The 26788-nt window shown below is 44.8% G+C and carries 25 protein-coding genes and 1 pseudogene; 8 read left to right on the top strand and 18 right to left on the bottom strand.

The window, feature by feature from the left end:
* Positions 1–16: 16 nt before the first annotated feature.
* Positions 17–387: pseudogene (locus FPZ44_RS20300) on the top strand (hypothetical protein); the annotation flags it as partial.
* Between the two features lie 155 nt (positions 388–542).
* Here the strand turns inward: FPZ44_RS20300 and FPZ44_RS20295 are convergent.
* The 12 genes from FPZ44_RS20295 to FPZ44_RS20240 all read right to left on the bottom strand — a co-directional run bounded on the left by FPZ44_RS20295 (position 543) and on the right by FPZ44_RS20240 (position 11656).
* Positions 543–1835 (bottom strand): ABC transporter permease, encoded by a 1293-nt coding sequence (locus FPZ44_RS20295; protein WP_144993332.1) that lies wholly within the window; start codon positions 1833–1835, stop codon positions 543–545.
* Positions 1828–2733, bottom strand: coding sequence for an ABC transporter ATP-binding protein (locus FPZ44_RS20290; RefSeq protein WP_144993330.1), 906 nt, complete (start codon positions 2731–2733; stop codon positions 1828–1830). The genes FPZ44_RS20295 and FPZ44_RS20290 overlap by 8 nt, the downstream gene beginning before the upstream one ends.
* A 61-nt stretch (positions 2734–2794) precedes the next feature.
* Positions 2795–3673 carry an ATP-binding cassette domain-containing protein gene (locus FPZ44_RS20285; protein ID WP_144993328.1) on the bottom strand — a complete coding sequence of 293 codons (879 nt, stop codon included), beginning with the start codon at positions 3671–3673 and terminating at the stop codon, positions 2795–2797.
* 24 nt (positions 3674–3697) lie between these two features.
* The gene (locus FPZ44_RS20280) at positions 3698–4090 is read right to left on the bottom strand and encodes a GntR family transcriptional regulator (protein WP_144993325.1); all 393 of its coding nucleotides are present in this window, start codon (positions 4088–4090) and stop codon (positions 3698–3700) included.
* 127 nt (positions 4091–4217) lie between these two features.
* A complete protein-coding gene (locus FPZ44_RS20275; RefSeq protein ID WP_144993321.1) occupies positions 4218–4937 on the bottom strand; it encodes a hypothetical protein in 720 nt (239 codons plus the stop codon).
* Positions 4938–5139: 202 nt separating this feature from the next.
* Complete coding sequence (locus tag FPZ44_RS20270; protein WP_144993318.1) at positions 5140–5601, bottom strand: DUF420 domain-containing protein; 462 nt, start codon at positions 5599–5601, stop codon at positions 5140–5142.
* 46 nt (positions 5602–5647) lie between these two features.
* Complete coding sequence (gene ctaG / locus FPZ44_RS20265) at positions 5648–6556, bottom strand: cytochrome c oxidase assembly factor CtaG (RefSeq protein WP_144993315.1); 909 nt, start codon at positions 6554–6556, stop codon at positions 5648–5650.
* Positions 6557–6736: 180 nt separating this feature from the next.
* Positions 6737–7057 (bottom strand): cytochrome C oxidase subunit IV family protein, encoded by a 321-nt coding sequence (locus tag FPZ44_RS20260; protein ID WP_144993312.1) that lies wholly within the window; start codon positions 7055–7057, stop codon positions 6737–6739.
* A 3-nt stretch (positions 7058–7060) separates the two neighbouring features.
* On the bottom strand, positions 7061–7681 hold the full coding sequence (locus FPZ44_RS20255; protein ID WP_028596730.1) for a cytochrome (ubi)quinol oxidase subunit III: 621 nt from the start codon (positions 7679–7681) through the stop codon (positions 7061–7063).
* The gene (gene ctaD / locus FPZ44_RS20250; RefSeq protein WP_144993706.1) at positions 7678–9528 is read right to left on the bottom strand and encodes a cytochrome c oxidase subunit I; all 1851 of its coding nucleotides are present in this window, start codon (positions 9526–9528) and stop codon (positions 7678–7680) included. Before ctaD ends, FPZ44_RS20255 begins: the two co-directional genes overlap by 4 nt.
* Before the next feature lie 91 nt (positions 9529–9619).
* Positions 9620–10720: a cytochrome c oxidase subunit II gene (gene coxB, locus FPZ44_RS20245; RefSeq protein WP_144993309.1), complete on the bottom strand. Its 1101-nt coding sequence runs from the start codon at positions 10718–10720 to the stop codon at positions 9620–9622.
* 747 nt (positions 10721–11467) lie between these two features.
* Entirely contained in the window at positions 11468–11656 is a 189-nt protein-coding gene (locus FPZ44_RS20240; protein WP_028596733.1) for a hypothetical protein, read from the bottom strand.
* A 429-nt stretch (positions 11657–12085) separates the two neighbouring features.
* On the opposite strand from FPZ44_RS20240, the gene FPZ44_RS20235 reads away from it, so the two are divergent.
* From FPZ44_RS20235 to FPZ44_RS20220, 4 genes are all read left to right on the top strand, one after another.
* Positions 12086–13042 (top strand): serine hydrolase domain-containing protein, encoded by a 957-nt coding sequence (locus FPZ44_RS20235; protein WP_261378443.1) that lies wholly within the window; start codon positions 12086–12088, stop codon positions 13040–13042.
* A 141-nt stretch (positions 13043–13183) separates the two neighbouring features.
* Entirely contained in the window at positions 13184–14362 is a 1179-nt protein-coding gene (locus FPZ44_RS20230) for an MFS transporter (RefSeq protein WP_144993303.1), read from the top strand.
* 71 nt (positions 14363–14433) lie between these two features.
* Positions 14434–15042 carry a TVP38/TMEM64 family protein gene (locus FPZ44_RS20225; RefSeq protein ID WP_144993300.1) on the top strand — a complete coding sequence of 203 codons (609 nt, stop codon included), beginning with the start codon at positions 14434–14436 and terminating at the stop codon, positions 15040–15042.
* A gap of 184 nt (positions 15043–15226) precedes the next feature.
* Complete coding sequence (locus FPZ44_RS20220; RefSeq protein ID WP_028596737.1) at positions 15227–15508, top strand: hypothetical protein; 282 nt, start codon at positions 15227–15229, stop codon at positions 15506–15508.
* Between the two features lie 106 nt (positions 15509–15614).
* On the opposite strand, the gene FPZ44_RS20215 is transcribed toward FPZ44_RS20220, so the two are convergent.
* The gene (locus FPZ44_RS20215) at positions 15615–16391 is read right to left on the bottom strand and encodes a sporulation protein (protein ID WP_144993297.1); all 777 of its coding nucleotides are present in this window, start codon (positions 16389–16391) and stop codon (positions 15615–15617) included.
* Positions 16392–16800: 409 nt separating this feature from the next.
* Here FPZ44_RS20215 and mscL point away from each other — a divergent pair, with 409 nt between their 5' ends.
* Complete coding sequence (mscL, locus tag FPZ44_RS20210; RefSeq protein ID WP_144993294.1) at positions 16801–17292, top strand: large-conductance mechanosensitive channel protein MscL; 492 nt, start codon at positions 16801–16803, stop codon at positions 17290–17292.
* Between the two features lie 133 nt (positions 17293–17425).
* On the opposite strand, the gene FPZ44_RS20205 is transcribed toward mscL, so the two are convergent.
* The 3 genes from FPZ44_RS20205 to FPZ44_RS20195 all read right to left on the bottom strand — a co-directional run bounded on the left by FPZ44_RS20205 (position 17426) and on the right by FPZ44_RS20195 (position 19750).
* The gene (locus FPZ44_RS20205) at positions 17426–17737 is read right to left on the bottom strand and encodes a dipeptidyl aminopeptidase (protein ID WP_144993291.1); all 312 of its coding nucleotides are present in this window, start codon (positions 17735–17737) and stop codon (positions 17426–17428) included.
* A 141-nt stretch (positions 17738–17878) separates the two neighbouring features.
* Positions 17879–18673, bottom strand: coding sequence for a TrmB family transcriptional regulator (locus FPZ44_RS20200; protein ID WP_144993288.1), 795 nt, complete (start codon positions 18671–18673; stop codon positions 17879–17881).
* Between the two features lie 234 nt (positions 18674–18907).
* Positions 18908–19750: a hypothetical protein gene (locus tag FPZ44_RS20195; RefSeq protein WP_144993285.1), complete on the bottom strand. Its 843-nt coding sequence runs from the start codon at positions 19748–19750 to the stop codon at positions 18908–18910.
* Between the two features lie 196 nt (positions 19751–19946).
* Between FPZ44_RS20195 and FPZ44_RS20190 the strand changes: the two genes are divergently transcribed.
* Together FPZ44_RS20190 and FPZ44_RS20185 are read left to right on the top strand one after the other, a co-directional pair.
* Positions 19947–22214, top strand: coding sequence for an ATP-dependent helicase (locus tag FPZ44_RS20190; protein WP_261378442.1), 2268 nt, complete (start codon positions 19947–19949; stop codon positions 22212–22214).
* A gap of 118 nt (positions 22215–22332) precedes the next feature.
* Positions 22333–23088: a GTP pyrophosphokinase gene (locus FPZ44_RS20185; protein ID WP_418789195.1), complete on the top strand. Its 756-nt coding sequence runs from the start codon at positions 22333–22335 to the stop codon at positions 23086–23088.
* Between the two features lie 654 nt (positions 23089–23742).
* Here FPZ44_RS20185 and FPZ44_RS20180 read toward each other — a convergent pair.
* The gene (locus FPZ44_RS20180; protein WP_144993702.1) at positions 23743–24594 is read right to left on the bottom strand and encodes a M15 family metallopeptidase; all 852 of its coding nucleotides are present in this window, start codon (positions 24592–24594) and stop codon (positions 23743–23745) included.
* 352 nt (positions 24595–24946) lie between these two features.
* Positions 24947–26755, bottom strand: coding sequence for an oligoendopeptidase F (gene pepF / locus FPZ44_RS20175; protein ID WP_144993280.1), 1809 nt, complete (start codon positions 26753–26755; stop codon positions 24947–24949).
* Between the last annotated feature and the right edge of the window lie 33 nt (positions 26756–26788).

Below are 26788 nucleotides of genomic sequence, written 5' to 3'. Positions count from 1 at the left end.
GACCAAAAGAGAATAATTGGAAGGGTTATGGGAGTTTGAAAAACATGGCCAAAGAAACTGCTAACCTATCCGATTCGTCTTATGGGAAGCTGGCTACGACGAACAAATATTAATAAAGTAGTTGTCATAAATAATTGGATGCTATCAACCAATCTTTATCATTCTATCAACAAACAACAAATCGAACAGTTTACGAATTTATTTGTTGAGAAATTTCCTGATCATACCATTATACTCCACTCTTTAAATAACGAATTATATCCTACAATTGCACAAGCATTATCTACAGTAGGTTACAATAAAATGATATCCTGTTCTATATACTTATTTAATCCAAAACACTATAAAGAAATAAATTCGAAAAAACGAAAAGACTTATTAAACGAGAATTTATTCTTTTTGCAGAGGGTTCTTCAAATATAATTCAGAAAAAAGCCTGATAAACCAAGGTTCTTGGCTTATCAGGCGAATATGCATTGTCTCAAACATGTGCCATAATCGGTCTCAATTATAACGATTACTAACAATGTGATTAATAACTCTTAAATTTTATAAGCCTTCATCGCTTTACGAACTTCTTTCCACGTAGGGCGCTTACCGTAGAGCAATACGCCTGTGCGGTAAATTTTCGCTGCCAACCAGCCGAATACAAGTACGGACAGAAGCAAGATAACGATTGATAACCAGAACTCCCACCACTGATATTCGCCCAAACCGATACGAAGCAGCATCGAAGTCGGTGTGAAGAACGGGATAAAGGATGTTACTTTTACAAGCATCGAGTTCGGTGTAGATACGCTAAACATACCGATGTAGAAAGCAGCCAAACTTAAGAATGTAATTGGCAGTACCGCTTGTGCCAAATCTTCTGTACGGCTTACGATAGAACCAACTGAAGCGTACAATGTCGCGTACAAGAAGTAGCCGAACACATATAGAATCAAACCATAAATAACGAGCATCGGATCAAATTTAGAAATATCCAAATCTAGTCCTTTAAGCGCTTCTTGGTTATGCGGCAATAGCAAGTTAATAACCGCTACTGCGATAAACGCCATAATTTGAATCATACCAAGGATAAACATCGCTAGTATTTTACCGAACATTTGCGCCAATGGAGATACGCTCGTAATCAAAATTTCCATAACGCGAGAGCTTTTCTCTTGCGTAACTTCGGATGCAATCATATTTCCTGTCATCTGTATCGATGTAAAGAATAGAATAAGCAATGCAAATGTAACAACGAAAGACTCAGCCTTGAACGCAGGCTCTTCTCCAGCAGCATCTTCTGCTAATTGACCACTGTCGCTAGCTTTCAATTTCTTCGTATCGAAGGAAACGGGTTGGTTCAATTGCTGCTGTTGATCCGCAGTTAGCGAATCTTTTACAATCCATTGTGTCTTCAATACTGTAAGAACAGCTGTAATATCGCCTTGTAAACCGAAATCCAGATCTTCTTCACTATGATACGTCACTTTCGGGAATGCCTGCTCGCCGCCTTGTTCAGCAGCCTCCAGCTTCAAGTACCCTGTAATAATGCCTTCTTTTACATCCTTCAATAGACCTTCTTCTGTTGCGTTATCATAAGGAACAAGAATGATATCATTTTGCTTCTGCTTGAATGCTTCTTCTAGCGACTTCTCAATCGCAGGGTAAGAAGAATTCACGAGACCTACTTTGATCGCTTTGTCTTCTTCATCGAACAAAGAAATAATAAACGGCAAGTTCATTACAATCGTAACGATTAAAGCCAATATAGCTGTTGTCATTAAAAATGCCTTCGTCATTAGCTTCGTTCTCAGAGAGAATCCGATTACTGTCCACACATTACGCATTCGACTCGCCCCCTACCGCTTTAATGAAGATATCGTTCAACGTCGGTTCCTTCACTTCGAAGTGTTCTACCGTCGATTGGCTCATCGCCTGCTGTAAAATATGCTGTGCGGCAGACTCATCAGCAATATTGATGATGTAGCCTGTTTCTGTACGATCAACCTGCTTAACGCCAGCAATTTGCTCCAGGCCAGTTACTTCACCAGTCGTGCGAAGGATTACTTTCTCACGCGGGTATTTCGCCTTTAGGTCACGAACCGCGCCTTGCAGAACTGCCTCACCCTTCTTCAAAATCGTCGTCTGACGGCACAGTTCCTCCACATGCTCCATACGGTGTGTAGAGAACAAAATCGTCGCGCCATTGTCGCGCAATTCTTTAACTGTCTCTTTCATCAATTCAACGTTGACGGGGTCGAGACCGCTGAACGCTTCATCCATGATGATGAACTTCGGATTATGAACGATCGAAGCGATAAAGCCGATCTTCTGCTGATTTCCTTTGGACAGTTCCTCGATCTTCTTATTGTAGTTCTCAGGAACTTGGAAGCGCTCGAGCCAATACTTCAAGCTCTTATCCGCATCGCTGCGGGACATGCCACGCAATTGTGCTAAGTAAAGCACTTGATCGCTAACTTTCACCTTCGGGTACAAGCCGCGTTCTTCAGGCAAATAACCAAACAATTGCTCCAAACCTTTATGATACGCTTTACCGTTATATAGAATTTGACCTGCGTCTGGGTAAATGAGGCCCAGTACCATTCTCATCGTCGTCGTCTTACCAGCGCCGTTGGCACCAAGTAAACCGTAAATTTCCCCTGCTTCTACACTTAGGCTAATCTCATTGACTGCCGTCTTGTCGCCATATTGCTTCACGATTCGGTCAAGCTGTAACGTCTTCATCGTCCTAATCTCTCCTCTCATCGTTTACCCATTTACTCTATCTTGCTATATCATAAATAAATTACTTAACACCCTTTATCGATTGAAGCATAATCTCATCTAATGGTACGGTCTGAACACGTATAGGCTGAATGTTATGCCTTTGCAAGTAATCCTCAAACTGCGGAATATCGTTTACGATTAGCCTTACGCCAACACCATCTTGGAGCGTATCTTTGACGCCTGGTGCCCCCTTTAACTGAGCTGCTTCGGAAATGTTGAACCAATATTCCTTCCAAGCATCGAACAATTCATCTTTTTCTACGAATTGGACAAGTTGGCCACGATGCAGGAACATAATATAATCAGCAAGCCTTCTCACTTCATCAATGATGTGCGTTGCGATGATAATCGTTCGATCACCGTCGTCCATAAACTTCTGCAAATCTTCCATTACATAACGCCAACTAACAGGGTCCAACCCCGATGATGGTTCATCTAATAGCAATACATCTGGACGATACGACAAAATCATAATTAACTCGCATTTACGCCGCATCCCTTTAGACATTTTGTTAAGCCTTGTCTTTGGTGGAATCTCGTACTTAGCCATCATCGACTGGTAGACCTGCCAGTCCCAGTTCTTATACCAATAGGCATAAACCGTAGCTAATTGGTCGGGAGTCTTATAGTCATCTTCGCTGTTAGGCTGCTCTGGTAAATATCCGATCCGCTGCTTCCACTCATAATCATGATCAGCATCGACACGCTGCTGACCAAAATATATATTCCCTTGGTTTGGATGAGCAAGCCCGATCATCATGCTAAGCATCGTACTTTTACCTGAACCATTCACGCCAACGATAGCTGTTACACAGCCACTTGGAAATTCAACATTTAACGGACCAACCCGTAAATGTTCACGGTGCTTCTCAACTGCTTCCAGTGTATAGGCATTCATTATCAGTACCTCCTCCCCTCAAGCTCAGTCATTTTGCATACGTAAACGTACAATCTCATTAAAAATATCCCGCAATTCTTGTTCATCTATCTGCATTTGCTTAGCAGCATCTATAGCCGCTATGATAGCTTCTTCAACTGCCCGCTTGCGAAATTGGTCGCGTTCACCTTGATGAACCGGCGCCACAAACGTACCTGTGCCCTGCTTCGTGCGCAGCAGCCCTTCCTGCTCTAAATCTTGATACACACGCCGTATTGTAATGACACTGCAACTTAACTGACCTGCTAGTTCACGAATCGATGGCAATAACGTTCCCGTCTCGATGTGTCCGCTCAAAATTAACGTCTTAAGCTGGCTCTTAATCTGTGCATACAATGGTTCGGTGCTATTCTCATCAAGCTGTATCGGAATGAACATAAGCCGGTTCACCTCCCTTATCGATCCTGCAACTACATGGAGTGTGACACGTCAACAACCCAATGCGTCTATGACGCCAATCTATTTTATTTCTCAAATCTGAAAATTTCCTTCCTGCATATCTGACTCAAGACAAATCCGTTCGCCGCAGCACTTGTAAGGATGACTTCATTCCCCAGACAATTGCTTGACTCAGCACCACGATCGTTACAATTGCGGTTGGAATCGGCCATTCATTCGTTATATAAATTAATGACTTGAAGACTGAGCCCCCACATAAACTAATAATGATAGCAGTTATAGTTAGAATCACCATAACAAGGAGCACGACCAACATATAAATTTTCCCGCTCATTTTCCACTCACAATACGTAAATAGGACATTTATCAAAATACTGAATGTTAGACCTATCAGGACAAACAGCGCATAGGAAGCGGTATTCGTTACTTTATCCAATCCAATAATGAAGTAGCTAACGAAAAAGAAAATCGTACCGTTCACTAGCGATAGGATAATAAGTTGCAAATATCTAGCACGCACAATGGTTTGAATTCCGATTGGCAAAATACGCTGCTTTATTACATATTGGCGATAAGAGTCCTCTGACAAATAGCGGGTAGATCTACGATTCATGAAATTCCCTAGGCTTAAAAAAATGAGAAAAAGATAAAAATCGGTAATGATGGTCGAGATTACACCAGCTTCCTTATCAAAAACCATTTGAACCATCGGATAGGTCATAACTGAAAGATAAACCATAAACAATATCGTTAACAGCAATCCTATTGGTGATGTCTTAAATTCTTGCTTTACGATAAACCAAGCATCTGGCCAACCTCTTTTCATGAGGAGACACCTACTTTCCTTTCAATCGCACAGGCCACAGTTCACTGTGATTACTGTGTATATTGTTATACACAGTATAATGACCTCTATATACAGTCGTCAAGGATTATTTTCCAATCCCATTTCGCACAAAAAAACAACCCTTATCCAAGCAGCCCTCAAGCTGTCTGAATAAAGGTTGTCCCCATTAGGAATATGGCAATTAGCCGAAAATGGCATCAATAACTGGCTTTGTATGTCCGCCTGGATATAAAACGTACAACAATACATACACCATCGTACCCGTTGCCGCTGTAATAAACCAGATTGTCGCTGTAACGCGTCCAAGCTTGCGGTGCTTGTCATACTTCGCTTTGAATCCTAAGTACAAGGTCGTCAAGCCGAACACAGCTGCAACGGTCGCCAACACGATATGGAAGAGTAGAAACACCAGGTAGATCGTTTTCAACGAATCTGGCCCGCCCCATGATGTGTTTCCTACAAAAATCGTGCGAGAAACGTAAATAATGAAGAACAAAATAGCTGCGATTGCAGCAAGCTTCATCGTCCGCTCATGCTCTTTGCGCTTGCCTTTAATAATCTGACGCCAACCGATCGCAACCAAGATGGCACTAAGTACAATAAAGAACGTACTGATCGTTGGGAATAGTGAGTACATATCCACGATGCATTATCCCTCCTTACAAGTTATCATTCCCATTATATCGAAATCATGCATTCTGCCAATCACTTTTCGGTGTCGAATCTGCGACATCATCATCTTTTCCCTCTCGACGGAACCATCGAGAGAATACATAAGCTAGAATGATACCGTACATCGTTTCTTGTACAAGCTTCATCAAAATACCACCAAGCTGCTGATCCTCTCGTACATCAAACCAGCTAAAAAACTGTGGACCATCAAAAGCTGCCAGCAATGCCTCAGGACTGCCGGATACACAATAGCCCATCGCCGCTGCCCATGTATTCGGATCATTATAGGTCGCATATAACGATTCATCCGCGAAGATGAGAAGTGCACATGCAGGTGTGATCAGCAAACCATTCAAGAAAATATAGCCCATTTTTTTCACGTCGCTAATCAAATTCCATTCTGGGACAGGATTAACAACAGGCCACCACATCATAAAGGCTGCAATATATAGAGCTATATAGTACAGCGTGTGCACACCGTAATTCAGCATGACGTAATCATGCACGGCCGGAATATGATAGAACGAAAATAGTGCATTGAATAGTACCGCTGTTAGGATCGGATGCATCATCCATTTCAGCTTGCGCAGCAGCGGACGATCTAAGAGAAACCTCCACATCCAATCTGGAATCCCTATCAGTAGTAAAGGAGGGGCAATAATATAGCACAAGGACATCATCACCATATGGAACGTAAACATTAGATGGCCCATCAGATCGATAGGTCCGCCTTGAGACAAATAAATAAGCAGTACACCTACGATAAAACTAACTCTTTGTCCCCGTGTAACAGGCCTAGAACCAGGAAACCGATCCCTAAAATAGCCTGTTAAGCCTAGGTACAATACAATAACCAACAACGCAGCAACGAGAAACAAAGGGCTCCATAAATCGGCAAATGAAAAAAACTGCTCCAATCCAAACATAGCTGCTTCCCCCTTTCATCAACAAGCTGTCATCGTTTCGCCACATTTGATCTTCTACGGAAAAAGAGGCGGTGCATCGCACCACCTCTTCCTATTATGCTATCGTTTCTCAAACAAGCGCTGTTCATGCTGTGTACAAGCAAGCAATCAGTACTTGTTTAACTGTAAGCTTGAAACTGCTTACCACCATACCCAATATAGAGCCATCACGATACAGGTCAGGGCGACGAAGGCTCCGCCTAGCATAAACACGACTGGCAGCAAATGTCCTTTGTCCTTCATATGCATCCAATAGGCCATCTGGATGATGACTTGAAGCACTGCCATGACAAGCAAAAGAATGATGATAAAGGTTGCATTCACTTCAGCTACAGAAGCAACAGCAGCAAACGCAATCAGTGAAAGCACGATGGAGAAAATAAACGCAACAATGTGCTTTTGTCGGCCTTCATGCTTATGACGACGGTTTGAATGGTTGGAAGCCGATTGTTGGGATGCCATCGTCTACACCACCCTTCCCATTAGGTAAACAACGGTAAAGATGAATACCCATACAACGTCGATGAAGTGCCAGTAAATAGCGGACACATACACCTTCGGAGCTGTTACGAGATTCAAGCCTTTCTTCTTCACTTGAATAATTAGAAGCGTGATCCAAAGAACACCGAATGCAACGTGAGCACCGTGGAAACCAACTAACGTATAGAATGCGGTACTAAACGCACTCGTCGTAAAGTTGTGCCCATGGTGTATATACTCAACGAACTCGTAAATCTCCAAGCCTAGGAAAGAGAAACCTAGAAGAACCGTTACGATAAGCCACTTAATCAGATCTTTCACTTTATTCTGGTGCAGCGCCTGAACAGCGAATACACTAGTCAGTGAACTGACAAGCAGGATCAGCGTAGCTGCTCCAACGATCGGGAGCTTGAACAGTTCGGCAGCAGTTGGACCATCGCCGACCTGATCACGCAGAGCAAGGAATGTTGCGAATAACGTCCCGAACAACACTGCCTCTCCGCCGAGGAAGAGCCAGAAGCCGAGTACTTTGTTGCGACCTTCTAGGGTCGCATTTTCCGGTTGATGAGGCCATTCGCCTTCTACGTGATGACCGTGTGCACTCATCCTCTTCCCCCCTTATCTTCAAGCTCTTCAACTTCAATATGATAGCCAGGATCATCATTGACGGAACGAAGGAACATACAACCAAACGTGATGCCCAATCCGATTATCGAGACAATATAGTTATTAAACAGGAATCCTAGTATTGCATTATCAAACGGATCTCTTCCGTACATAAAGCCGAAACCTGCAATAAACAAGCCGACTGACATAAAGAATGGAAGAATGGTTGGAGAAGGCATATGGATAGAAGCAAGTGGCTCAGCAGGAGTCATCTCCTTGTTGCCATCCATCTTCTCTTTCCACCAAGCATCATATCCGCGAACGAGCGGGGTTTGCTTGAAGTTGTATTCTGGAGGAGGCGAAGGAATCGTCCACTCCAATGTACGACCGTCTTCCCACGGGTCAGCTGACGCGTTTTTAGGTTGACGAGACGTAATAAAGATGTTCCACAAGAACATAAGCGTTCCGATACCCATCATAATCGCACCGACTGTACTAATCATGTTCATCGTGTCAAAGCCTTGGTTCGGCAGATACGTTGCAACACGACGCGGCATCCCGATTAGTCCTAGGAAGTGCTGTACAAAGAACGTCAGCTGGAAGCCGATAAAGAACATCCAGAACGTTGCCTTACCAAGCCCTTCATACAATGTGCGACCGAACATTTTCGGCCACCAGAAATGCAATCCAGAGAATAGACCTAGTACCAAACCACCTACGATTACGTAGTGGAAGTGAGCAACTACGAAGTACGTATCATGGAACTGGAAGTTTGCCGGCGCCGAAGCCAACATAACCCCTGTAACTCCACCCATAACGAAGGTTGGAATGAAACCAATTGCATACAAGTTCGCTGCCGTGAATTTAATCGATCCACCCCACAGTGTAAAGATCCAGTTAAAGATCTTGATACCTGTCGGTACGGCGATCAGCATCGTCGCAATAGAGAACAATGCGTTCGCTACTGGTCCGAGACCAACTGTGAACATGTGGTGCGCCCAAACCATGAAGCCTAAGAATCCGATAAGGATCGTTGCGAATACCATTGAACTGTATCCGAACAGACGTTTACGAGCGAATGTGCTAAGGACATCGGAAATGATACCGAATGCCGGCAAGATCAAAATGTAAACTTCAGGATGTCCGAATATCCAGAAAATATGCTGCCATAGAACAGGGTTACCACCTAAGGCAACGTTGAAGAAGTTTCCGCTGAATAAGCGGTCGAACATGAGCAAAATAAGTCCTACTGTAATAGCAGGGAATGCGAACAAAATAAGTGCAGAAGTAATGAAGGAAGCCCATGTGAACATCGGCATCCGCATGTACGTCATTCCTGGTGCACGCATGTTGATAATCGTAACCAAGAAGTTAATACCACCGAGGAGCGTACCTAGACCGGATATTTGAAGTCCGATCGTATAGAAATCTACCCCGTGATGCGGACTATATTCCGTATTCGCTAGTGGTACATAAGATGTCCAGCCTGCGTCAGGAACATCACCCACAATCCAGCTCAAGTTGAGCAAAAGCCCACCGAACAAGAATGTCCAGAAACCTAGTGAATTCAAGAACGGGAATGCCACGTCTCGCGCACCTATCTGCAACGGTACGATAGCATTCATTAAGGCGAATATAATCGGCATGACACCCAAGAAGATCATCGTCGTGCCGTGCATCGTAATCAATTCATTAAATGATTGTTCACTTACTAAATCATTAAGCGGCTTAATTAACTGAATTCGGATCAAGATCGCTTCGATACCGCCAATGCCGAAGAATAAACCGCCGGCAAGGAGGTACAAAATACCGATCTTCTTATGGTCGACTGTTGTAAGCCAGTCCATAATACCGGTGTACCGCTTGACTGTATGTGCTGTATGAGCCAAGGCCGTAACCCCTCCCCTAGAAGATGCTTTTTCTGTTTCTTACCTGTGCTTATTCTCCGACGTTAGGAATGCCGCTGTTGATCTTTTCAAGTGAATCCAGCTTGTAATTAGCCAAATAGTCTACGATTTGATCGAGCTCTGGATCAGATAGTTTAATGACACCCATCTTATTGCCCGGTTTCACATCGTCTGTTTCTTTAATCCATTTACGCAAATGATCTTCGATCTTCGCCTGATCAATGGACTCTGAAGCTTTCTCACGGTTAAGTAAAATACCTGCTACCGCTTCCCTGCTTCCTATCCCTTTCAAGTTCGGCGCTGTCTTAGGCTCATTCTCAACAGCATGGCAAGACAAGCAGCTTTGCTTGAATACTTCTGCTACCGCTGCATCACCTGTAAATGGCTTGGCTGGAGCTTGCATCTCTTTTACCCAAGCATCAAATGTCTCTTGGTTAACTGACTTAACCTTGAAGTCCATGTATGCGTGAGAAGGGCCACAAAGCTCAGCACACTTGCCTCGGTATACATTCTCTTCCTTTGCATCAAAATGCATCTTGTTCTTGTTGCCTTTATCTAAGCTGTCTGTGCGGTTGGTGTCCATCTTACCAGCAAGGGAAGGGATCCAGAAGGAGTGGAGCACGTCTTTCGTGCTGAGTTCTACTGCAATTTTCTTGCCAAAGGGAATAACTAAATCTTGTGCGGTTCTAATCTTGTACTCGGGATATTCGAATTCCCACCAGTACTGATGTGCTGTTACCTTAACTTTAACTGCATTCTCGTCTTTGCTATAATCCTCGGCGAAGGCAAATACATATTTCAATGTTGGAACCGCCAAGATGACCAAGAGGATAATCGGAATAACCGTCCAAATGATCTCCAACTTATGGCTTCCTTCTACCTGCTTCGGAATAGACTTATCGCCTGGCTTCCGACGATAGCGCACGAGAACGTAGAGGGAAAGTCCGAATACGATCACCACTACGCCTGTCATAATACCAATCGACAGCTTCATCAAGTCGAACTGCGACTGTGCAATCGAACCTTGCGGGTTGAGTGTCGATAAGTCCTCACGACCACAAGCGCTTAAAAGCAAGACGAGCCCGGCTAACAGCGGAAGAAGACGCTTACTAAACTGCCACCGTTTCATCATTCATCAACCCCACTTTGTACTTTTTCGTTGATGCTGATTAGGTTATATTTGCTCTGCATAAGCTTATCCTCCATTACTCCATACATGTGCTATTACTTTTTCAAATAGAAAATAGACTTGTGATAGATGCAATAAACGATGAAGCTACCGGCTGATTCACGTAACCAATTGACGGCCCTTGTACTCGCTCTTGACGAATCACAAGCTAGCAAAAAGACACGATCAATTTCAGCGCTGATGTCACAACCCTGTCAATAAATGCAATCACTCACCTAAATATAATTTCCATATTTTTATTTGTCAACGATTACCTACCAGTTCACAAAGTGTTCAAATATCAGTTAATACCGCATAGCAAAAGACTTTGCAAGCGTTTACAAATTATAAAATTATCTATTATTATTCATGACGAATGATCTCATTTCACGTCGAATGACTTCAACGAACGTTGTCGATAACTTTTTTATCGACTCGTCTACCCATCCAACCTCCCATTTCCGCTCCTATAAATTGATTTCCTTATTAATATATTTAAAGCTGTTCATCAGTTATTCACTTTAGGGGTTATCAAAAACGTTTATTTTACCCCCTTTTCACAAAATGCTCAATTATTTGGAAACTTCTCATGTATCCATCGATCAAATAAAATGCAAAAAAAGACGCATCCACTGGATACGTCTGATAAGATACGACTAACCTATTCCTAATTCACTTGCCATAATAAAAATCACATTTCATCTACACACTTTAGGATGCGCTTGTGTCCATCTTACCAAGTTCATTTTCTACAAGCTGGGTTAGTTCGTCTTCATAGCCTCCCGTTATCCGATACTTCCGGATATATTCCTTCACGAACTTCCGTGGATTCTTGGGACGAAAAATTCGTGTCATCTCCAACAAGCTTTCTCTCACTTCGTTGTGACCTTTTGCTGCCATGAAAATTCCCTCCTAAAGCGTTGTAGATCAATCTCCCCGACGGAGAAGTAACGGACTTCGCTTATAACGCTGGAATTTGCAACCTAATAGTCCCTATTATAACATATTCACACGATGTGCAAAATCACCCACTTCTAACTTGCACATTTGTACATAGGGGACAATTATACATGGATCATATTTAGAGTTATCGCTCTCCTATTCCCATAATTCCAAAATCGTTGCAAGCTATAATGGTTATGATATGAACAACGTCAAATCATGGTCATATGTTGCAAATAATCAAGCTTGTTCCAGAGAAATAATGGGACCAAGCTTCTAAAAAGACAACATTTCATTATAGAGAGGATTTGCTTAATGTCTTTCACTCCCCATATTACGGCAAAAAATTCACCTCGGACAAGGTTCATTTGTCCTACAGAGGCAGGAATGGATATTGATCTATTTCAGGCTGCTCTAACGCAGCTCCCGGAACAGTGGCCAAAACTTCGCTGCTTTCTTCTAGCACGTGACGGCAAGCTCGTTCATGAGAGCTATTACCACGATACAGATGAGCATACGCTTCATGATCTGCGTTCCGCTACAAAATCATTGATGAGCTTGCTTGTTGGCATCGCACAGCAGCAAGGAAATATGATTGGCACACACGATCCAATCTCTCCTTTGCTAGAACCTTATATGCCAACGTCTATGCGGTCTAACAACTTGTGGCAGCGCCTGACTTTATATCATTTGCTAACCATGACGACAGGACTGCAATGGGAAACAAACAGCCGTATGAGCGAGCGCTGGATCCATCGCTTCCACAGCAGCCCGAGCTGGAGACGCTTTGCGACTAGGCTGCCGATTCAACCAAATATGTATGGACGCTTTCAATACCGCAGCATTGACTCACACCTTCTATCTGTGCTGTTAACGCTGCAAACCGGAATGCCTGCTGATCAATTTGCTGAACAGTATTTATTTCAACCGCTTGGCATATCCAATTATATATGGGAACGTTCTCCTGATGGTGATGCTGCTGGCCATATCGGCTTATCCTTAACAGGGCGGGATATGCTGTCAATCGGACAACTCCTTCTAAATGAAGGACATGTGACCGCAAATAACGTCCTAACATCAGTAATACCCGCCTCATGGGTACGAGAAACGATAACTGCTCATAGCGAAGGCGCTCCCGGATACGGTGCTTACGGATATCAGTGGTGGTGCCATCAATTGAACGGCATAGATGCTGCTTGTGCAATGGGATACGGAGGTCAGCTTATATTTGTCATCCCTAAACTGCGCATTACAGCTGTATGGGCAGCCGATTCCAAAGTGAAGCGTTGGCGCCACCCTGTACAATGGCTGGAACAATACTTGCTTCCAGCTGTTAAACAGTAGAAACAGGCAGCATGCTTCCCCAGTCATTGGAAAACTAGATGGGTGCACGCTATAATGGAAAGGTTACAATTTTAGTATGCCAATCCAGATTACATATCAAAATTATGCAACTTACAACACGTAAATAAGGGAGCGTCTCGTTTGAAATCAATTCGGAAGCTAGGACTATCATCTGACATCGCGCTGTTGGCCGTCATTTTACTCCTTGTGGAATTCGTGCGAGGAGCAACAGTGCTTAGCTTTATCCCGATATTTGGGGAGAAAGAACTTGGTATTACATTAGGAATTATCGGTACGGCAATAACAGCGCATTACTTAACAGATACAGTACTTAAAATATTTATCGGCTATTTACTGGATCGCTTCTCATCCAAGTTAATCGTCATATGTGGGCTGATTATTTCCTTAGGCGGTATCGGAATGTTCTATTGGGGCAATAACCCTTGGATATTCGTACTAGCCTCCGCTATATACGGTGTGGGGATGTCTCCTGTATGGCTCGTCTGTCTGACAAAAGTAAATACAGAGCAGCGTGCCGCTCAGATGGGATTCCTGTATACGATCTGGCTCGTTGGAATGGGAGCTGGCCCAGTCGTATTAAATGTAGTGCTCGACTATACGCCGCACCTTGCATACGCACTGCTGCTAGGACTAACCGCCATTGCGCTTGCACTCAGCTTCTTCTTGCCGCGAGGGAAAAATAGCGGGGAATCTGCAACACCTGTTCCATTTAAAGAACAATTCGCAGTGCTTCGTGAACGTTTATCGGCAATGAAACCATTATTGCCGGGCATGATCTTGCAAACGCTAGGTGCAAGTATGCTCGTTCCGATACTACCGAAGTTCACGGAGCAATTTTTGTCCTTATCCAGTGGACAATATTCTCTACTCCTACTAATCGGGGGAGGATGTACCGTGATTGGCCTCGTGCCAATGGGCAAATGGTCAGATCGGGTAGGCCGCAAGCCATTCCTTATCGTTGGCTTTGCTATCTTCGGACTGACGTTGGCGTCACTTTCAATGAAGCCAGGTGTGCTCATGGCCTATGGACTCGCTGTCATTCTCGGTATATCCTATGCGGCCGTGCTGCCAGCATGGAATGCCTTGCTAGCCTTATATGTGCCTCCAGCACAAAAAGGTCTTGGCTGGAGCCTACTTTCGACAGTTGAGAATATCGGGGTACTGATTGGTCCCGTTGTTGGCGGATTAATTGCTGAGGCGTTCTCTGTCTCTGCCGTAATTTGGTTCAGTGCAGGGCTATTCAGCATTATCGCTATCGTCTATTGGTTGTTCCCTTCAAGATGGTTTGCAGAGAGATAAGAAGAAAGATAAGAAATCTATAAGAAACACAGTGCATCATGTAATGGAATGGGAGAGGTGTTCGAAATATTATGTGGGATTGGTTCCAAGACTTTATTGCTTACGCAAAAGAAATAGATATAGCGCAAGTAGAGATGTGGCTGCAAAAATATTCTGCACTTGGCCCTCTACCTGGAATTTTACTTCCATTTGGAGAATCGTTCGTTCCAGCACTACCTCTGTTTGTGTTTGTAGTTGCCAATGCTGCCTCTTATGGACTTTGGTTTGGCTTTTTATACTCATGGATCGGGGTATGTCTTGGCTCATTCGCTGTCTTTTGGCTGGCTCGAAAGTTTGGCGGACGCTTTAGTATGTACATTCAAAAACGATTGCCGGGAACACAAAAATTTTTCAACTGGATCGAGTCAAAGGGATTTACGCCTATTTTCATATTGTTATGCTTCCCCTTCACTCCTTCCGTACTCATAAATGTCGCAGCCGGTATTAGTACGATCCCGTTCCGCACCTTTATGATTGCCGTAATGGCTGGAAAATCCGTCATGATCTTCTTGATGGCATTTCTCGGTCATGATTGGAAAGGATTCGTAGAGCAGCCTTGGCGTTTACTTCTCGTTGCTGTTGCGCTTTGGCTGCTATGGTACGGGGGCAAAAAACTTGAGGGACGTTATCAGCACAAATAATGATGCAAATAGGCGCAATCGCGGATAGGTACGTATAAACCTTGAAAGTGTTAGACAAATAACTCCTAAGAATAAGTCCTATGCGCATAGGGTACGTTATGCTTAGCGATACAGTGTTCTCCATTGCAAATGTGTATGAGAAGACAAGGCTGTAGCGCGGATGGCTGAAAGGAGCAACGTGTCCATGAGCAAAGAACAACATGAGATGCACCCGATGTCCCGCGATCGTGTGGAGGTAGACGGTATTTATACGAACGAATGGGGACGTGCGGAAACTCTTCACCGCGGGCAGCACTTCCCTACCGATCCGCAGCTAGGTGCTACCGAGTGGGAGCTAAAGGAATTTTCGTATGATAATCATCATCAAGGTTTGACGGATGAGCGCTTAGTTCCGGAAGCGGATAAAGACATCCCACCGCCGAAGCAGGTCCATCCACGCAAGCATATTGATCGTGGTGACAAATAGCTAACGTCATTCATCCAACATGATGCAAAAAAAAGAACCTTCAACCTACCGCTGTAACAGCGCAGGCTGAAGGTTTTTTCTATTCACACGACGATATGACGATTTATTAAATATAACGACGAATCATATTAGATAGATGGTTTGAAGCACCATCAGGGCCAAGACGCTTCCACTCATCATTTGGCAAGTTAAAGCGTACGAATGTCTCATCCATATCCATTGCTTCAGCAAGCCAGCCGCCTAAGCCTTTAGCGCGTCGATCGATTTGAACGAGGATTTCCAGCTCATGCTCTTTGGGATAGAAAATAACCTCTAACTCGTCGAGATCGCCTTTAAAGTACGTAGTCGGAACAAATTCGAACTCTTGCACGAATGGTACTGCTCCACCAAGACGTGGTGCATACTCGCATTCTGCTTTGCGCAAGCGAAAGCCGAGACGGTTCAAGGCATCAATAATGATGCTTTGCTCCACTTTAGGTGCAATCTCGATAAGATCGTTATCAGATGGATCAACAGCATTGGCAATATCTAATTCTGTCTTCAACCATACGGGTGCACGACCAATCGTAAGCGGCGTATGCGGAGGCAGCACGATTGTAAATGGCAGCTCGCGCACCTCATTTGCCTGCAGTGTAAATGCACTGCTTACTTGGAAGCGTACCAACTCATGGTTGACCTGATGCTTCGTATCATTAGATTCTTTTGTATATTGAGTCATAAGCTTAAGATGAATGGCGTCTACTTGCTGTTGAACTTGACCGCCTTGTATTTTGACGACTCCTGACACTTGCTCACCTGGCGCATAGCGATTGCGTTCCAACAGCGTGTCAACCTTTGCAGAACCGATACCTACACTAGCTAAAATACGGTTAAACAATGACATGATTACCATCCTCCGATTGATATAATAAACTTAAAATGGCGCCAGATTAAATGGATTGGGGCTTACCTCTTCTGTAATCCATGCAAACCAATACTACTATATACGGCCTACCACTTCCAGTTGTTTCAAAAGATATTTCCCCTCATACTCTAAGAACGAATTTCCGTTTATATCCAAGCCTTGAACAACAATTAATATAGTGATAAAGTGACAAAGCAACACTTTTGCCGATCCTATAAGAAGCACTCGTTTATGAATAAAGAAAGTGTTGGGCATGCTGTTGATAAATATTTTTTTAACACTGTTTAACTTCAGAATGTACGGGGTAAGGAAATATGTTCGTTTGCGATTATCGATAACCGGTACAGGTTATTTCAATATAAATATTACTACAATAGGGGTTGAACTAATGGGTTCTCTTAAATCTTTAGCAAATGAATTCAAAACATTTGCCATGCGCGGTAATGTCGTCGATCTAGCTGTCGGTGTTATTATCGGTGCTGCATTTGGTAAAATTGTAACATCCATCGTTAACGACATTATTATGCCGCCAATCGGTAAATTACTTGGTGGAGTGAACTTTGTTGACCTATTCATTAACTTAGATCCAAACATCACGATGCCAGACGGCTCTCCGATTACGTCACTTGCACAAGCAAAATCTGCAGGTGCTGCCGTTATTGCTTACGGACAATTCATTAACGTCGTTATTGATTTCTTGCTCGTTGCATTGGCGGTATTCGGACTTGTAAAAGTGATCAACATGCTGCACCGCAAAGAAGAAGTTGCTGCAGATCCAACTACGAAATCTTGTCCTTACTGTGTAACAGATATTCCTGTTAAAGCGACACGCTGTCCAAGCTGTACATCTCAATTGGAAGAAGCGAGCGTACAGGCTTAGGCTTCCTATTCATTAACATCATTAACATCGCGAAACAACATAAATAGGGGCTGCCTCCCGTGCTATGGTCAGACTGAACTGAACACATAACATGACGGAGACAGCCCCTTTTTTTACAGAACAAGTCGCCAATCTACATCGGTCGATGCGGCTTGCCCATTAGATTTTGTACAATCATTTTCATATGCGGATCAATCGAGAATTCTTCTTCCCCATTGTCCATCTTGCGCACTTCAATCTTCTTCACTTCTGTTCCAGCTTCAACAGGAACATACACATAGTGCTCACTATCTTCTGCGGTCACTTGATAGCCCATGGAACGCAGCATATTTTCCACTTGAGAAATGGTCGGTCTCTCACCAGGCCCCGTCATAATCAACCCTCGCAAATGAGAAATATCGCCATCCCGTTCCAGAACATCAAAGTGAACTATAACTTCCACCATCGTATTTCCTCCTCAGCTGACTTCTTGCCTTTCCTTCTTACTAGTTGTTTACGGATCAACATCCTTAAACGTTACATGTAAATGATGACATATTAGTGAACGATAACGATAACATTAACACAGCCTGTTTGCCTCTTCACGCTACATTTCCTTGTTCAAGTAGGGTTCCCATAAGCGTGAAAAGTATGGGCCAAATTGCTGCCGCTGATCCTCTGTAAGCTGCTGTTCCAATTCAAATAATATAATGTCCTGAATAAAACGACTAAGCACGTACTCCGTCATAACTGGGTGCTCCGTATACAACAACTTCGCTTCTTCAGCCGCGCTTCTCATCCCAATACAGGCAATTTTCCGATCCATAATCATCGTAAAACGCCTGCCCGCAAGATGCTTGTCTACTTGCCCCTCATGGAAAGCAAGGAAGCCCGAGGCTGGCAGCTGCTCCTCATTGGAGCTAATCGACCACAGCACTTTCACACCACGATTCTCCGCTTGCTGCAGAGCTTGCTGTACTAGCATTCCATCTCGGGAAGTCATGTCTACAATGATTTCCGTTTCAGCTGCGGCGATGACTTGCCCAATCTTCTCTGCGACTACTTTGTCGCCTTCTATGCTATAAAAAAAGGAGAGCTCCTGCTTATGTGAAGGCATATGCTCTTCTACATAGCGCAGCGAAGCCTGCATTCTCTCTGCAATCGTCTTCGTAAGCAGTGCTGGATCGATCGCAGCATAGTGCGACGGTTCCCCTACTGCATGCAACACAAAGTTCTGATCAACTAGCCGCTGCAATGCGGCGTATACATTCGATCGCGATATCCCCAGCTTCTTTGCTGCTTCATAGCCTGTCATTGATCCTTGTTCCGAGAGCAGAATTAACAATTTGGATTCCAACTCTGTAAATCCTACGTCACGCAGCTGCTGAATCAAGCTGTCCATCTCGTTTCCCCCTTCAGCTCATGCTGCAAGTGTTCTTTAAACGTTTAAATAAACGGCAAAACAGCCGGAGTAAGCTTTAGAAGCTTCCCGGCTGTTCGACTTTATCATCATAATCGTATCAACCATAGCAGATGCTATCTTAACATATTGTACCACGACCACTATAGTTCATTGTTACATACAAATTATGGTACACAAACAACGTACGCCTTGTGCACACCTTACCTAGCTTTTTTAAATAAACGGAGCACCACAACGCTCACACCATTTCGCCTCCAGCGGAGCTGACGCTGAGCATTTAGAACAAGTTCGACTATTAAGATCATGCTCTACCGGCTGCTGACGAATGTAGCGCTCACTTCCACGAATATTAACTTGTGGAGCAGGCTTCTTGATTTCCATCATATCAGCATCATCCTCATCCTCATCCTCTTGACCATACTGGTCGTACGGACTATACGGATGACTAGGAGATGGATTGTCTTTAGCCGATTTAGCATATCGCGATAGCGACTCCACTTCATCATCGCGATCATTTGTATTTGTATTGTCAAATCCCGAAGAAGTTGGAGTTTGGTGAAGGGTAATATACGGCTTCTCCGTATCCTCAGCCTTTGGATCAACCTCATCTTCCAACTTGTACTGCTCCATGTCACTTAAACCACCCAGTTCGCTCTCTGCTTCACGAACAGGAGGATCTGGCAGCCTATCGCCGCAGGATGCACAAAACTTAGAAGACCACGGTGCAACTTCTCCGCATGAACAGCGTTTCTCGTTGCGGAGCGCACAGCGTTTCCATTCAAGTCGATCCATTTCTTCTTCCAACATCACATTTGCTTGGGCCAGTTCATCCATCTCCATGCCCAATGAAGCATAATCTTTATTCTTATAAGCTTCAAAAGCCAGTCGGCCTATTTCATACGTATTATGTTCCCACTCTTTACGAAGCGCATCAACTTGAGACTGGACACGATTCAATTCCAATACATTCTGAGCTTTCTCAGAAGCTTTGGATGCGCCTTCTTTCACTTTTTGCAGAAAACGGTTCATCCCGGCTTCCCCTCTCTTCTTCCACATTAGATAATCACCCTTATTAACCTATACACGCTCCATGCGAAAACGAAACGCGGAGTTCGCAGGACAAATTCCTGACAGCTCTAAGGACAACGTATGCGCTTGGCAATACATGTATTCGGCAATGTTGACCTTGACCGTTATAATAGATGGGCACAGCAACTCATGAACGGATACCGGACCGAGAAAGGAGCACCCAATGCCAACACAACTAACGAAGCCTGCGGCTGCGAACATTCGCTGGCAGTCGCATCCTTATGGAATATCCGCTCAAGCTATATGCCCAACGGCTGAATCCGCGCAACCATCATTCCGCATGAATGATGAACGCACTGCTACCAACGTACCACACTCGACACCTGTGGAAAAGGGTCTCAAGCCACAAGTTAGTGCCAGCGACCCTGCACAAGACAGCTGGTTCTTCACTGCACTGCGTGAACGCGGCCTAGATTTGCATGAGGCTCAATGCGAGGCTGTCCGCCATCAACATGGTCCTCTGCTATGCCTAGCAGGGGCTGGATCGGGCAAGACGTCTGTACTGACAGCCAGAGCCGCCTACATGATTGCCGTCCACGAAGTGCCGCCTGAAGCGCTGTGGCTCGTTACCTTTACGAATAAAGCAGCGGCTGAAATGCGTTCAAGACTAGCAAGGCTGCCAGGACTTACGCCTGCTATAGCAAAACGTGTGCAAGCGCGAACGTTCCACTCCTTTGCCCTGACGCTGCTGAAGGCATATGCGCCGCCATTTACACTGCTGGCGGAAGAGCGAGCGCGCCACGGCTGGATGAGCCGCGTGCTGCGAGAGCTCGGCCTCCGCGATGCCGTTGAGGCAGAGACGGTGCTAGCCGCCCTATCCGCGCTGAAGTCGCGCGGAGAATCTCCTGCCGATTGGCGCCCTGCTGATGAGGGCGAACGGAACTTGCAGCGTGCGATGATACGCTACGAAGAACAGAAGCAAGCACGAGACGTCAAAGACTTCGACGATCTGATCGTCGATATTGTGAAGTTGTTGGAATCCGATGCTGAGCTTACCGATAAGCTTAGAAGACGATTCCGCTATGTGATGGCAGATGAATTTCAAGATACAACGCCTATGCAGCTAAGACTGCTTCGTCACATTGCAGACGGAAGCCGCAATTTGGCCGTATTCGGTGATGATGATCAGACAATATATACGTTTAATGGCGCAAATCATGAGCATATTACCCAGTTTCATCGCCTATATCCGGACGTGAAGCAAATTACGCTTGATTATAATTTCCGTTCGACTCCGGCAATTGTAGGCCTCGGAAATGGTATAATCCGTTGCAACAAAGAACGACTGGCAAAGACTATGCGTGCTGCTGTAAAGAAAAGTACTGAGGCATCCGCCCCTACACCAGAGGCGAAACCGCAGTACAATCGCCCTACTACGACAGATGAGGAAGCAGAAGCAGCTATTGCACGCATTCGCAAGTTGACAGCTAGCGGACAATACAAGCTTAGCGATATCGCGGTATTGTACCGCAGCGCCCATGCGAGTCGTGCAATCGTTGAATATATGACGATTCAAAACGTCCCATTCCGTCAATTCGGTGCGGAACCACTCTTCTATGAGCATTCGTCCGTGAAGACGCTAATTGATCATCTGCGCTTGGCTCTTCAACCGCGTGACCTAGATGCATTGCCAAGCGCTGTTGCTGCCTTGTATGTACCGAAGGAAGCTGGCATGACTTATATTAGACAAGCAGATAGAACATCAGCTAAAAAATACCCGCTAGTCCATTTAGCAACTTGCCCAGGGTTAGCGCCTTTTCAACAGGAAGCGATCAAGCCTCGAATTCGGTATTTGAAAAAAGTGGCGCAAATGAAGCCCAATCACGCGGTGCGAGATATAAGACGAGAGTTCTATGATAAATGGATGGCGGCGATGGCAGGAGAGCGAGCAACGGCATATCAGGAAGGAACTGTCGATATGCTGGAGGAGTTGGAAACCTCGGCGCAGCGTTTTGCTACCATTGAGCAGTTTCTTAAGCATATTGATGATTTGGCAGCAAAATACGCAGCTGCGGCTGCATCGACGAATGCAGAGGATCAATCCCGTTCTCGTCAGACTCAAGCTCGCCAAGCTATCCATGCGGAGCAGCAGGACAATGAGCCAGATGCCGTAACATTAATGACGATTCACCGGGCTAAAGGTTTGGAGTTCCCATGTGTCTTCATTATTGGGGCGTCAGAAGGTGTATTGCCACATCGTACAGCGCTGCGTCAAAACCCTCCTGCTGAGCGAGAAGCTGCGCATCGCTCTAAAGATCGCGATGAGATTAATACAGCGCTAGTCGAAGAGGAACGCCGCTTAATGTATGTCGCGGTTAGCCGTGCCAAGGAACAGCTGCATATAAGCTCCCCTGCACAGATTCATGGCAAACAGGCTGATGTTAGCCGCTTCATTACGGAAGCATGGTCTGGTGTTCGATCGACGAAGTAGCTAACAGCTGACATGCTGCTTTGAAATTTCGACCTCCTTTCCAGTATGATAGAGCTTAGGACGCAGTCAGGCGGGTAATGTATATCCGCGAACAACGACGATTGCAAGTAAAGGAGCAATGAATATGTCCGAATCTGAAGTGATGCTGAAACAGTACGAACAAGTGAACCAGCTCCCCACTCTTTATCAACTGGCATTGGAAGAGCTGGAAACAAAAATAAAGGTCATTCAAGCAGAGTGGAAAATACGAAACGGCTACAGCCCAATTGAACATATTAAGACACGTTTAAAGGAACCAAACAGTATTTTTAATAAAATTCAGCGCAAAGGTTTGCCGCCTACGTTGGATACGATCGTGAACGATATTTATGATGTTGCCGGCATGCGTATCGTGTGCGCATTCGTGAAGGATATTTACTTCATTCTCGATCACCTCAAAGTCCGTGATGACATTCGTGTGGTCGAGATTAAAGATTACATTGAGAAGCCTAAACCGAACGGCTATCAAAGTGTACATGTTATCGTTCAAGTTCCCTTGGTGTTATTTGACGATGTCCGTTGGGTCTATGTAGAAATTCAACTCCGGACGCTTGCGATGGATTTCTGGGCAAGCATGGAGCACATTATTTACTATAAATTCAATAAGCACGTTCCGCCGCATGTTGTTGATGAGCTTGCTGAAGCAGCCCGCGCTGTAGATGAACTGGATCGTAAGATGCTCGATCTGCGCAAAGAAATCCTCTCCTATAACGACGAGGACTGGGCACAAGGAATGGCGAGCATTTCTTTGAAACAGACATACAACAGCGAGCTAACCCTCGGCAATTTGGAGCAGCTGCTCAAACAGACAGCTGAGGCTGATCCGAAATCTTAACCAAACTAAATGGCACTGCTTCCAATGTCATGCAGAATAATGGTCGTCCAATTAACACATGATAGTATTGTGCTGGACGAAGTATTCACGACGCTTCCGAAATGGATCGTCTGGCAACCATCTGCAATCCTTTGTTTGTAGATGCTGAATAAGGCTAGCTAACGGTAAGAGGATAATATCTATGGAAATAGGTAAATCCTGTCATGCAGCTGATATCGCGCACGCCGTCAAGTTGCACCGATTTGGAGCAGCCAGTGGATGTGAAAGCAAGTCACGTTAACATGACGACATTTCGATGTTTACGCTCTGAGCTAGTATGGTGATAGCTGGTCAAACAGCTTGATACTTGATGTACTTCATTTCATAGCGATAAACATTCGAATGGCTTATCGTTCAGCTACCACCTTCATAACGTGGGCAGAGCCTAACATGTATCGTTAGATACATGTTAGGCTCACACAAGGCGATACCCTATTTGGGGTATCGCCTTTTCATTTTCACAACATACCAAATATGCACCATAACTAACATAGCTATCACAGTTATCACAGCTACAGAAAAAGGCCATCCACAGCTCGTCCTAACACAGCTCATGGTTGACCTTTTCTTTTTTACCTATTTCATCATCAATATATAATCTCAATAAGTGCAGTTTTACTGTAGGAACTGTTCCAACGTTGTCCCTTGTTCAAAAATTGCTTGTGCTGCCTCTTTGCCGACATAGCGAATATGCCAAGGTTCGTACATGTATCCCGTAATCGCTTCTCCATCCTTCGTATAACGGATAATGTAGCCGAATTCATGGGCATGCTCCGCCAGCCACTGACCTTCTGTCGTATCTCCGAATGCCTGCTCCAGCTCGTTATTCGCACTAGGGCTGGACACATCCATCGTTAATCCTGTTTGGTGCTCGCTCGTTCCTGGCTTGGCACTAACACGATTTGCGTACTCTTCACCTTGTGTGCTCACATAGTGATTGTACAATGAACTTTGGCGCTTATAAGAGCGATAGCCTGACACAGCATTTAGCTCAATTCCTTCAGACTCTGCTTGCTGGAAAAGCTGCTCCAATGCTGTCGCTGCTTCTTGGCGCAGCTGACGCTTCTCATGCGGTCCATCGAAAGAGAACTTCACTTGAGGTTCAACTAAGTCTGGTGGTATATATCCATCAGGAAGGAAGCGCTCCTTGTTCACGACCACATAGATCGAATTTTCATTCGTCACGACTGATTTACCGTCTTGCTCCGCAGCGGTAGTGCTCAAAGCATGGGACTGCTGAATCGCTTGTACAGCATTTCCCGTCTCGCCACTTCCCGCTCCTTCATTAGAACCGGCGCTTTCGCTGCCCCCATCTCCTGCAAGAGCAGGGTCTAGTTGTCCTGTCTGCGCTCCACCTTGTGTCTCCTCGGGCTTAGCCTGTGGCTTCTCAGAGGAACATCCACTCAGCAGCATCGCACCACTAAGTGCACAAACAAGGCATAAAATTGCCCATCGGCGCTGTTTCATCATTATCAAACCTTTCCTATCATTCTTACATACAGTAACTCTATCATCATGTTAGTTGGACAGAATCTTGCCCACACCAAACATGCTCTTACTAACGAACCTCGTCAAAAGAGCTGATTATAAAAGATTGTTTTAGTTAGCGATGTAAGTTATCTGCTTTATTACCCTTACTTACTGTAAACAAACGATATCAATTCTAGTAAAACCAAATTTAGAACTCTATTATAACGGATAGAAAGAAAGAGTTCACCTACCAGTAGTCCGTAATAGGAAAGGGCAGCTTCGTCTTAAATAGCGAAGCTGCCCTCAACACCTTACATGATGTTATGCAATAGAACTACAAGAGCATTTATTATTCTGCTTCAAATAATTGCTCAAGCTGATCCACCAAGCTGCCTACATAAGCGACAGCGCTGCGAATCGGTTCGGGTCCTGACATATCGACCCCTGCTAATTTCATTAACTCCAGTGGCGACAACGTTCCGCCTGCTTTGAGTGCATCCAGCCACCGATCAACGGCAGGTTGGCCTTGCTCCTTAATGAGCTGGGCTGCAGCTGTCGATGCTGTCAATCCTGCCGCATACGTGTACGGATATAAGGACATATAGTAATGCGGCTGACGCATCCAAGTCATTTTCGCATCATCATCCAACTCGACGGCATCGCCCCAGAAGCTGGACAATACTTCGCCTTTCAAGTCATTTAACTTCTTCGCATTCATCGGTACATCCTGCATCGCTAAGCTGTAGACGCGACGTTGGAGCTCACCTTCCAATAGATGCGTGACAAAGTTGTGGTAGTACGTATTTAACAGCTGAGTAATTACCCAGCGCTTCATACGTTTGTCATCCGACTGCTTCATAATGTGTTCAGCCAGCAGCAATTCGTTCATTGTGGAAGGAGCTTCGATAAAATAAAGCGACGGGCGCGTATTTACAAAACGCTGATAGCGACCTGCTAACATAAAGTGGCCTGCATGACCTACTTCGTGTGCGAGTGTGAAAGCACCTCGCATATTATCTGCCCATGAAACTAAAACATAGGAATGTGCACCGTAGGTGGATGAGCAAAATGCCCCCGTTGATTTGCCCACGTTGTCTGCATAGTCAATCCAACGTTCCGTAAATGCTTCGCGCATAATGTCGCTGTATTCCGTACCAAGTACTTGTAAAGCATCCTGCACCAGCTTGCCAGCTTCATCGAACGTTATCGATGGACTAAAGTCTGCATCCAACGGTGCTTTCAAGTCACAGAAGCGCATATGCTCTAAGCCAAGCTCACGCTGTTTCAGCTTCGCATAACGGCGCATATGCGGTGCTAACTCCGCTTGAATAATGTCTAAGATGTTATGGTACATCTCAAGTGACACATCCTGCGGCTCCAGCATCATATGCGTAACAGATTCATAGCCCCGCAAACGAGACATAATGACCTGCTTCTTCACTTGTGTCGCATACGTCTCAGCAAATGTATTCTGATATTCGCGCAGCGTACTAGAGAAAGATGCGTACGCATTACGGCGCAGCGTTGTATCAGAAGACATTTCGTATTTATTTTCATATAGAGCAAAGGAAACTGGACGAGAGCTGCCTTCTCCATCTTCTACCGAGTCAAATGACATATCTGACAACTTACCACGCTTGTAGATGCGAAACGGCGATTCAAGAACCTCACTCAATGAAGCGAGCGCCGATTCTGTCTCAGGGGACAGCTGATGCGGCTTCTTCGCCAATAGATCAAACAACATCTTACGGAATGGAGCCAATTCCGGCTCTTCTTCTAGGTATGCTTCAATCGTTCCTTCAGGCAAAGATAGAATCTCAGAGCGTATGAAGGTCATCGCTGTCATAATTGATGCCCCAATGTCCCCCATCCTTGCTGCATCTGTCTGATAATTTGGATTGGTGCTATCAACAGATAAATGCAAATGGGCATAAGAATGCGCATGGTACACGCGCACAAGAAGCTCTTCCTGAGCTGTCAACACAGCCAGTAAAATATGAGCGCCTTCGTGCAGCTTGCCGCGATACTGTGTGACATTAGGGACATCCTCTTGAATCGTCTTCAAAGCCGCTTCCCAAGCATCATGAGTCTCAAATAAATCTTCCAATCTCCACGTTGCTTCAACAGGTACTTCATTACGTGACAATCGCTTCTCCATGGATCTAAGTCCCCTCTCAAGTTCGTATGAATC

Origin of the sequence: Paenibacillus agilis (genome assembly GCF_007786455.1) — a bacterium.
Taxonomy (GTDB): domain Bacteria; phylum Bacillota; class Bacilli; order Paenibacillales; family Paenibacillaceae; genus Paenibacillus_B; species Paenibacillus_B agilis.
The sequence above is the reverse complement of the archived record's forward strand: the minus strand, read 5'-3'. Positions and strand labels throughout refer to the sequence as shown.

Excerpts from the sequence above, each read along its gene's own strand:
- FPZ44_RS20205 (WP_144993291.1), bottom strand. The coding sequence starts at position 17,737 with ATGGTGGAAGTTATAGTTCACTTTGATGTTCTGGAACGGGATGGCGAT.
- FPZ44_RS20260 (WP_144993312.1), bottom strand. The coding sequence starts at position 7,057 with ATGGCATCCCAACAATCGGCTTCCAACCATTCAAACCGTCGTCATAAG.
- FPZ44_RS20185 (WP_418789195.1), top strand. The coding sequence starts at position 22,333 with ATGAATATGTCCGAATCTGAAGTGATGCTGAAACAGTACGAACAAGTG.
- FPZ44_RS20240 (WP_028596733.1), bottom strand. The coding sequence starts at position 11,656 with ATGGCAGCAAAAGGTCACAACGAAGTGAGAGAAAGCTTGTTGGAGATG.
- ctaG (WP_144993315.1), bottom strand. The coding sequence starts at position 6,556 with ATGTTTGGATTGGAGCAGTTTTTTTCATTTGCCGATTTATGGAGCCCT.
- FPZ44_RS20275 (WP_144993321.1), bottom strand. The coding sequence starts at position 4,937 with ATGAAAAGAGGTTGGCCAGATGCTTGGTTTATCGTAAAGCAAGAATTT.
- FPZ44_RS20215 (WP_144993297.1), bottom strand. The coding sequence starts at position 16,391 with ATGTCATTGTTTAACCGTATTTTAGCTAGTGTAGGTATCGGTTCTGCA.
- FPZ44_RS20180 (WP_144993702.1), bottom strand. The coding sequence starts at position 24,594 with ATGAAACAGCGCCGATGGGCAATTTTATGCCTTGTTTGTGCACTTAGT.
- FPZ44_RS20255 (WP_028596730.1), bottom strand. The coding sequence starts at position 7,681 with ATGAGTGCACACGGTCATCACGTAGAAGGCGAATGGCCTCATCAACCG.
- mscL (WP_144993294.1), top strand. The coding sequence starts at position 16,801 with ATGGGTTCTCTTAAATCTTTAGCAAATGAATTCAAAACATTTGCCATG.
- pepF (WP_144993280.1), bottom strand. The coding sequence starts at position 26,755 with ATGGAGAAGCGATTGTCACGTAATGAAGTACCTGTTGAAGCAACGTGG.
- FPZ44_RS20235 (WP_261378443.1), top strand. The coding sequence starts at position 12,086 with ATGGATATTGATCTATTTCAGGCTGCTCTAACGCAGCTCCCGGAACAG.
- coxB (WP_144993309.1), bottom strand. The coding sequence starts at position 10,720 with ATGATGAAACGGTGGCAGTTTAGTAAGCGTCTTCTTCCGCTGTTAGCC.
- FPZ44_RS20195 (WP_144993285.1), bottom strand. The coding sequence starts at position 19,750 with ATGTGGAAGAAGAGAGGGGAAGCCGGGATGAACCGTTTTCTGCAAAAA.
- FPZ44_RS20290 (WP_144993330.1), bottom strand. The coding sequence starts at position 2,733 with ATGAAGACGTTACAGCTTGACCGAATCGTGAAGCAATATGGCGACAAG.
- FPZ44_RS20190 (WP_261378442.1), top strand. The coding sequence starts at position 19,947 with ATGCCAACACAACTAACGAAGCCTGCGGCTGCGAACATTCGCTGGCAG.
- FPZ44_RS20220 (WP_028596737.1), top strand. The coding sequence starts at position 15,227 with ATGAGCAAAGAACAACATGAGATGCACCCGATGTCCCGCGATCGTGTG.
- FPZ44_RS20200 (WP_144993288.1), bottom strand. The coding sequence starts at position 18,673 with ATGGACAGCTTGATTCAGCAGCTGCGTGACGTAGGATTTACAGAGTTG.
- FPZ44_RS20285 (WP_144993328.1), bottom strand. The coding sequence starts at position 3,673 with ATGAATGCCTATACACTGGAAGCAGTTGAGAAGCACCGTGAACATTTA.
- FPZ44_RS20225 (WP_144993300.1), top strand. The coding sequence starts at position 14,434 with ATGTGGGATTGGTTCCAAGACTTTATTGCTTACGCAAAAGAAATAGAT.
- ctaD (WP_144993706.1), bottom strand. The coding sequence starts at position 9,528 with ATGGACTGGCTTACAACAGTCGACCATAAGAAGATCGGTATTTTGTAC.
- FPZ44_RS20295 (WP_144993332.1), bottom strand. The coding sequence starts at position 1,835 with ATGCGTAATGTGTGGACAGTAATCGGATTCTCTCTGAGAACGAAGCTA.
- FPZ44_RS20280 (WP_144993325.1), bottom strand. The coding sequence starts at position 4,090 with ATGTTCATTCCGATACAGCTTGATGAGAATAGCACCGAACCATTGTAT.